Origin of the sequence: Clostridium sp. AF29-8BH, assembly GCF_003478145.1 — a bacterium.
Taxonomy (GTDB): Bacteria; Bacillota; Clostridia; order Lachnospirales; family Lachnospiraceae; genus Otoolea; species Otoolea fessa.
The window spans coordinates 87,070-95,680 of the sequence record NZ_QUEL01000009.1; the positions used below are offsets into that span (position 1 = coordinate 87,070).

At 48.4% G+C, this 8,611-nt stretch carries 4 protein-coding genes; 3 read left to right on the forward strand and 1 reads right to left on the reverse strand.

Annotated features, from left to right (window positions below):
• The first annotated feature begins 43 nt into the window (after positions 1–43).
• The 3 genes from DWZ16_RS07820 to DWZ16_RS07830 are packed head-to-tail and all read left to right on the forward strand — an operon-like array spanning position 44 to position 6,986.
• On the forward strand, positions 44–2,797 hold the full coding sequence (locus DWZ16_RS07820; RefSeq protein WP_118522562.1) for a hypothetical protein: 2,754 nt from the start codon (positions 44–46) through the stop codon (positions 2,795–2,797).
• Positions 2,761–4,707, forward strand: a complete 1,947-nt coding sequence (locus DWZ16_RS07825) for a hypothetical protein (protein ID WP_147353407.1) — start codon at positions 2,761–2,763, stop codon at positions 4,705–4,707. The genes DWZ16_RS07820 and DWZ16_RS07825 overlap by 37 nt, the downstream gene beginning before the upstream one ends.
• Positions 4,708–4,709: 2 nt before the next feature.
• Complete coding sequence (locus tag DWZ16_RS07830) at positions 4,710–6,986, forward strand: S-layer homology domain-containing protein (RefSeq protein WP_118522564.1); 2,277 nt, start codon at positions 4,710–4,712, stop codon at positions 6,984–6,986.
• Here DWZ16_RS07830 and DWZ16_RS07835 read toward each other — a convergent pair.
• Positions 6,870–8,540: a recombinase family protein gene (locus tag DWZ16_RS07835; protein ID WP_118522565.1), complete on the reverse strand. Its 1,671-nt coding sequence runs from the start codon at positions 8,538–8,540 to the stop codon at positions 6,870–6,872. The genes DWZ16_RS07830 and DWZ16_RS07835 overlap by 117 nt on opposite strands.
• Positions 8,541–8,611 lie beyond the last annotated feature (71 nt).

The following is an 8,611-nucleotide window of genomic DNA, read 5'->3' on the forward strand; positions in this document are numbered from 1 at the left end:
CGTCACGCTATATAGAAAATAATGACAACAGGAGGAAATGGATATGAGGTATAAAAAGAAGAAATGGCAGATCGTATCTGCAGCATTGGCGGCAATGATGGCGATGCAGTTATGCATACCGTCTGCAACGTTTGCTGCAGTTTCTACAAAAAAGTTGAAATTGATCACGGGATTTACGGAATTGCCGGAGGAGGTCGCGCATATTCAGATCCCTGCGGATGCCGGAGAAAACTTTGAGGATTATCTGAATTTCCCGGAGACGATCGAGGCTTCGGTGGTGGAATATAAGAACGTGAATCATCAGAAAAATAATGCGGATCGCGATAAGGGCGCGGAAGATGAGAAAGCGGCAGCAGACGACCGTGATAAGAAAGAAGACTCGGAAATTGCTGCCGGCAGTAATGCAAAGAAAGAAAATCTGAATGAGGAGGAAACTCCGGAAACAGAAACTTCAGAAAACGTGCCGGATAGCAATAATGAGGAGGAAACTCCGGAAACAGAAAATTCAGAAAACATGCCGGATAGCAATGATGAGGAGGAAACTCCGGAAACAGAAAATTCAGAAAATGTGCCGGATAGTAATGATGAGGAGGAAGCAGATAAACAGGAAGTTCAGGAGAAAGACCAGCAGAAAGACCAGCAGGGTACGTTTCTGATCGCGACCGACAGCAATGGCGGGGATTTTCTTGAGGATTATGAGTTTGAAGATGAGGAAATCTCAGAAGATATCCCGGTGCTGACGGATATCAGCGTTACTTGGGAGCTGGATGAGAACCGGGAAGATGAAAGTGGTTTCTATTATTATCTTCCGGTTCTTCCGAGAGAGTATATTTTGGCAGCGGGCGTGGAGCTTCCGGAGATCGAGGTCAGCATGGACGGCGGAATCGCTTTGCTGGCATCAACAGATACTTATAATATTGCGGATGGCGGTATCAGCATCAACAGCAACACATTGGAACAGTATAAGGATGCGACTATCACGGGAAGCAGTACGACCAATGTTATTCTGGTTAGTGGTGTGGATGCTACAATCACGATTTCGAATCTGAATATCCAGATTCCGATCGATAAGAACGATGAGACAGCAAGTACCTGGATACCGGCGATCCGACTGGGAAATGGTGCAAACCTGAATCTGATTCTGGAGGGAAAAAATACACTCAAGGGCGGTGATATGTGTGCGGCTATTGATGTGCCGGAAGGCTGCACCCTGACGATCAGCGGAGAGGGAAGCTTAAAAGCAACCGGTGGAGAAGGCGCCGGAATTGGTGCGTCAAGCAGGAGAAATGGTTCCTTGGGGACGATTGTGATCGACGGAGGCGATATCAAAGCTTATGGCGGCGAGATGGCAGCAGGTATTGGCGGCAGTGCAGAGGGCGGCAGCGGTACCATTATCATCAACAACGGAACTGTATATGCCAAGGGCGGACATGGAAGCTACTACAAGGATATTAAAAATGTATACGGTGGAGCAGGAATTGGCGGTGGAGCGAACGGCTGCGTGGATAAGATTGAGATCAATGGTGGCAATGTGACGGCCTATGGAGGATATGTTACGAACGCAGGAAGACACCCCGGAGCCGCAATCGGCGCTGGCGGCGGTGGAGCAAAAGCGGTAGAAGGTAGATACAAGTATGGTGATATTGAGATCAATGGTGGAACGGTTTCGGCCATTGCGTATAATAATGAAGTATATGCGATCGGTATCGCAGTGAAGCCCGGTCAAGTGCTGCCGGAGGGTACCTTGGATGGCTCCATTTCCATCAGTGATCAGGCAGTAGTCAACTTAAATGGTGGTGATTATTTTCCAAAGATTGATGAGTTTGGACTGAAAAAGTATACCATTCAGGGCACGATTGCGGATGGACGATTAACCGAAAGCTCTTATCCGGTGACGATCAGCGTGGGAGAGATTACCTGGGATGCAGGGACGATGAAGGTGAGCGCTTATCAAGGCACACTTACGGCATCCAATTATCTGAAACCATTAACGTCAGAGACACAGGTAACGGTAGATGTGACGCTTGGAGAAAACTATGTTTATCAGATGGAAGCTGACGTTGCTGACGTTGATGATGAGAATGCAACGATTACTTTGAAGACCGGAATTCCTCTTTATGAGACAAGATTAAAATTTGTTTCCACGGCGATCACGAGCGATCAGGTATTACAGGCAACCGATATCACGATCAAGCAGGATGGTGAACCGTTGATCAATCAAGAAGGTCAAAGTGCAGCTATGGTCATTCCTTCCATGCAGATTTCGTATGATGAAGCGAACACGGGACATCTGACGGTATATCTGCCGGAAAATGAGGGAAACACAGAGATTTCGGTGACGGTACCAGGCTTAAATGGCGGCAATCCGATCACAGCATCAGGTAAGACGATATCGACAACAACACCAAATGAAATTGAGATGTTTTATGATGATACCTTTTGTAGGCATGAGTACTATAATGCAGATGGATTTTGTGAAGCATGTGGTGCATATCAGAAGGCAATAAAGTCGGGGGAATATTATGAGATTTATAATGCCGGTCAGCTTTTCTGGTTTGCAAAGCAGTTTAATGATAGTAAAATCCCTGATAACAGCAATCTGAAGCTGATGAGAGATATTGAGATCCCGGACGGACATAACTGGACAAGCATTGGAGACATATCATCTAATAAGTTTTTCAAGGGGAATATCGAGGGAAATTATCATGTAATTTCCGGACTGCGACCTGCTAATGACCTACAAGTTATAAGCGGGGACTGGTGGCAAGGATTCAAGATGGGAAAGTACAAAATCTAGGGCTGGTGTTGGAAAGTGGTTGGTCTTACGGGTTGTGTTATACCGCTGTTGGTGCCAATATTCAGAATTGTTTTGTAGTAGGAACACATTTTCTCAATAGTTCTGAAAAAGGAACGGTGACTAATTGCTTGGCTGTATCAGGAAAACTGGAAGGAACTGGTTCCACGATGAGTAATAGGGCTAGTTTTAAGAACTGTTATGAGACAACAAAAGGCACATTTAGTAGTTGGGGTGGAATTACTACTCTAGATAGCGAAGAAAAACTGAAATCCGGCGAAATTGCCTATAAATTAAACGGTGAAAAATCAGAGGGTATATGGGGACAGGTGATCGGAACGGAGGATTACCCGCATTTCCGCAAGTACAGTAAGACGGTATATTATGATTCAGCTACTGGGACATATTCTAATAATAATGCGGCAAGTATCACTTCCGCAACTGTCACGGATATTAAGACGATTTCTGAAACAAAAGCGACTGCTACACTTAAGGCAACAGGAACTCCCGGAGCAGAGGTTAGGTTTTTATTATCCTCCGGCGAGGATGAGCGGACATTAACATTAGATGATATGTTCTCGAAAGGAACGTTACTTACGGAGAGTTCTTCCGGAAACTATGAGTATACTATTCAGGATTTAGCTCCGGACACAGAATATCATGTCAGACTGATGATTAAAAAGGATGGTAAATTATCTCTTGATGTAACCTATGTAAATTTCCAGACAGAAAAAATGCGGCAGGAGGCCCCTGATGCTGCTGATGTTTCTATCAATTACGAACAGGAGACTTTAGAGAATAAAGCTTCCTGCGATCTGGAGTATGCTGCTTCTAAGGATGCACAGTCATGGACAACTATAAGACAGGGTGGTACGGTTCGTCTGACAACGATGCTGGATAATATTAACGAAAGTGATGGTTCTGTACCATTCTACATTCGCAAGAAAGCGTCCTCGTCCATGTCAGCCAGTGAAGCGGTTTTGGTGGCGAATTTGCAAAGACAGGCGATTCCGGAAGAATCGAACAAGCCGAATATTGATTATCGGAAGGAAGAAATCACAATTTCCTCATCTTTACAGTATGTGATTGTAAACGGAACCAATACCTCTCCAAACTGGACATCTGCAAAAATGGGCAGTGGATCAGGAATTTCGATTACAGACATCATTTCTTCCGCTCATGAGAGTACGGTTTATTATCGGTATGCTGCAAGCAACACGGATGAGAAATTTGCCGGAAAACCCAAAAGTATCACGATTCTTAAAAGAACGGCAGCACCGGCTGCAATAACTGAGGGTGAGGTGACTATAACCGGTACGACGATTACCATAAACAGAACGAATCCGGAAAATGACATTGAGTATGGATACCGTGATGCAGATTCAGACGGAGCATTTACATGGATTGACGGTACGGAAATTCAGGGATTATATCCGGCACATGGATATCAGGTAACCAGCAGAATAAAGGCGAAAGAGAATGCATTTGCTTCTGAGAGAACGGCACCGCTTAATGTGTCTACCAAGGATACACTGAGAATTGTAGGAAACGGAACACAAAAGTGGGATGCGAAGGGGACTTATGGGGTTTCACTTGCTCAGATTCCGGTTTCCCTGGCTTCTGGTTATGGTGTGTATAATGGTGCAAATCAACCGGTAGCCGGAACCTGGAGCTGGGAACCGGAAAATAGTAGTTCAGCATCTGGTATTTATCCGAATGTAGAAGATAACAAGGCTTATACCGTGAAATTTACACCGACAGATTCAAGTGCTTCATACGATAGGACATTAACAGATTCCGTGGTACCGGAAATTTCTAAGTATCCACTGAATTTTTCAGTTGCGGTAGAAGATAAGACCTATGATGGCACGACAAACGCGGGCATCTCCAGCGTGACCTCGAGGGTAGCGTAACCTTGCAGAAGGACAAGGACTACACCGTCACCGCCAACTTTGACGATGCCAGTGTGGGCAGCGGCAAGAACGTCACCGCCACAGTGACCTTGATGGGGCAGACCGCGAAGAATTACTCCCTGGAGCAGAGCAGCTTCACCACGACTGGCAGCATCATCAAGGCCGCTGCGCCTGACTTCGTCAAGGAAACTGCGCTTACCATTGTAAACGGCCACGAAAAGACCTACACTGTGACGCTCCCCGCCCTGCCCAAGCTGGAAACGCCCAAAGAGTACGGTGCACCCACCTATGAGCTGGGTGAGATCAAACTCAATGACGGCTACTACACCAGCGGCGCGAAGGTGGAAAACGGCAAGCTGACCCTGCCCATTCAGAAAAATGACGTGAAAACCACCGGCTCTGTGGGCACAGTGACCGTGATAATCAAGAGCACGAACTATGAGGACATCACGCTGACCGTCAATGTCAATGCGACCAACAAGCTTGTCCCCACCGTGACGGCACCTACGGCAAACGCCCTGACCTACAACGGCGCAGAACAGGCGCTGGTTACAGCAGGCAAGACCACTGGCGGCACAATGCTCTACCGGCTTGGCGATTCTGAGTGGAGTGAGCAGATCCCCACAGCGAAAAACGCCGGGGAATACACTGTTTGGTATAAGGTTCAGGGAAACGCAGAGTACGCAGATGTGGCAGAACAGAACGTGACTGTGACCGTAGCGAAGAAAGCGGTCACCGTTACGGCGCTTGACAAGAGTGCCTACACCGGCAGCACCGCGCCCGATCTGAGCAGCCCGGAAGCAGATAAGGATTACAAGGTGGAAGGTCTGGTTGGTGCAGATACCCTGAGCGGCACGGTAACACTGGACTACGCACAGACACTGGATATGAGCAAAACCGGAAAAACCGCGATCAACATTACTGGTACGCTGTCAAATGACAATTATGCGATCACCTATGTTTCTGGAACGTTGACTGTTTCCAAGCAATCTTCCAGCGGCGGCGGTTCTAACGGTTCCGGAAGCAATGATAACACCAACCAGCCGGAAGCCCCTGTCACCGGTGAAACCAAACCCATACAGCCGGATAAAAACGGCAATGCGGCAGTGGATAACAGCTCTGTCCAGTCCGCCATCGACAAGGCCAAACAGGATGCGAAAAAGAACGGCACCACAGAGAACGGGATTGGCGTTACTGTTCCCATCACCCCGGCGGCAGGCCAGACCTCTTTTAACGTGACCATCAAGGCGCAGACACTGGATCTGCTGGTTAAAGAAAACGTCCGGCAGTTTACCGTAGCAACAGACCATCTGGTTTCGGTTAATATCGGCCTGGATACTCTGAAGCAGCTGGATACCGCCTACGCTGGCGGGGACATCATTCTCCGGGCAGATAAGGTGGATGCACTGCGTTCCACCGAGGCCAAAGCCACCATTGGCACAAGACCGGCCTATGACCTGTCACTGGTCTACCTCTCCGGCGGCAAAGAAACACCGATTGCCAACTTAAATGGTCACACTATATCGGTGCGTTTGCCCTACACACCGGCAAAGGGTGAGCAGACAGGTAATCTCTATGCAGTCTATGTAGATGACGCTGGCAAGGTGGAATGGATCACCAAATCCAGCTACAATGCCAGCCTGAAAGCGGTGGTTTTTGAAACCGGTCATTTCAGCGTTTACGGCGTGGGCTACAAAACTTTTGTCCCGGCTTTTACCGACATTACCGGCCACTGGGCAGCAGATAACATCCTCTTTGCAGCCAGCCGGGGACTGCTCTCCGGCACCAGCGACACCACCTTTAGCCCGGACACCGGCATGACCAGAGGAATGTTTGTGACAACTCTGGGGCGGTTGGCGGGCATCAACCCGGACAGTTACCAGACCGGGAAATTCACCGATGTGAAAGCCGACGCTTACTATGCCCCCTATGTGAACTGGGCGGCACAGACCGGTATTGTGGAAGGCATTACCGCCACCACCTTTGCACCGGACACCAACATCAACCGGGAACAGATGGCGGTGATTATGAAAAATTATGCTGCAAAGCTGGGCTATGACCTGTTTTATCCCCAATTAGGTGTAAAACTCTGCTCGATGGCGGGCGGCGGCGTACAAAAAATCTATATGGTGTTTTTAAGAGAACCGTCCCGGCGGGACAGGTCAGGCAGTGACCTGTTCCACCTCCGGGATGGGTTTGAGATTAAAATGAATTTCGATAGAAATGTGTCTTGTTTTATCTTCGTCAATGCGTTCATGCACGACGATTTCTTTAATTAAGCGGTTAAGGGTGGCTGCGTCCAGCTCTGTGATGTTGGCGTATTCCTGAATGGCTTCCACCCATTGTTTTGCGTCATTGGCAAGCTGGACTTCATCAGACAGCCGCTTTCTGCCCTCGGACACTTTTGCTTTAAGCTCCGCTTGCTCGGTCTGTGTCTTTTCCAGCATGGTGTTGAAATTCTGTTCACTGATACGCCCTGCAATCATATCCTCATAAAGCCGCATTACCATTTTGTCCAGAACCTCAATCCGTTCCTCGTCCCTTGTGAGGGAGCGTTCCATTGCTTCCCGCTGTTCCCGCTGCTCGGCTTCACAGGTATTGGTCAAGCGGTCGGCAACCGCTTCCCCGTCCATCAGGGCGGCTCTGGCACATTCCCGGATTTTCCGCAGCACATGGCTGTAAAGGGTGTCATAATCAATCCGGTGCTGGGTGCAGTGGTTCTTTCCAAAGGCATTGTAGGTTTTGCAGGAGTAAATCTGCTGGGGATGTTTTGCGTTTGTGTAGCGTATCGTCAGTGACTTCCCACACTCACCGCATTTTATCAGTCCGGCAAACAGGCTGATTTCATTGGTCTGCCCCGGACGCTGGCGGGATTTCAGCTTGTTCTGCACAATGTCAAAGCTCATGCGGTCAATCAGCGGTTCATGCTGTCCCTCCACCACAATCCAGTCCTCCGGCTTCTTTTCCCCAATCGTGCCGATTTTGAAACGGTAGTCCTTTTTCTGGGAAGCAATCGCCCCGGTGTAGACGGGATTCATCAAAAGGTCTTTGATAACGGAGAAGTCCCACATATACCGCCCGTTTTCCGGGTCTTTCTTTTCCCATTTGGTGCGGGTATTGCGAAGCCTCCGTTCCCGGTTCCACCATGTGGGGCAGGGGATTTTTTCTTCCTCCAGCCGTCTGCGGATATAGTTCGGACCATGACCGTTTAAGGCATACCCGAAAATCAGCCGCACAATCGGGGCGGTTTCCTCGTCAATGAGCAGATGGTTTTTGTCCTCCGGGTCTTTCCGATACCCAAAGGGGGCAAGACACCCGGTAAACTGTCCTTTCTGCGCTTTCAGAAGATATGAGGAATGGACTTTCTTGGAAATATCCTTGCTGTACATCTCATTCAGGATATTTTTGAACGGGGCAATGTCATTGTTATCCCGAAGGGTGTCGATACCGTCATTCATGGCGATATAGCGGACACCGTTTCTTGGGAAAAAGTCCTCAATCAAATGCCCGGTTTGCAGATAGTTACGCCCCAGTCGGCTGAGGTCTTTCGTGATGACAAGGTTGATTTGCCTGCGCTCAATGGCTCTCAACATTCTCTGTAGGTCAGGACGCTCCATGTTAAGACCTGTGAAGCCATCGTCCTGATAGACTGCCACAACCTCCCATCCCTGCTTTTCGCAGTATTTTTCCAGCATATCCCGCTGGTTGGCGATACTGGCACTTTCGCCTTGCAGGTCATCGTCCTTTGACAGCCTGCAATAGACAGCCGCACGATAGCCCCCGGCAAGTGCCGAACCGATTGTTCTGTATTCCATTTCGTTCATCATAGCCATTTACCCACACAATCCAGACGGTATCTGGCTCTTTTGAACCTCATCTTCATTATAGCCTATATCTTTCTTTT

Excerpts from the sequence above, each read along its gene's own strand:
- DWZ16_RS07820 (WP_118522562.1), top strand. The coding sequence starts at position 44 with ATGAGGTATAAAAAGAAGAAATGGCAGATCGTATCTGCAGCATTGGCG.
- DWZ16_RS07835 (WP_118522565.1), bottom strand. The coding sequence starts at position 8,540 with ATGGCTATGATGAACGAAATGGAATACAGAACAATCGGTTCGGCACTT.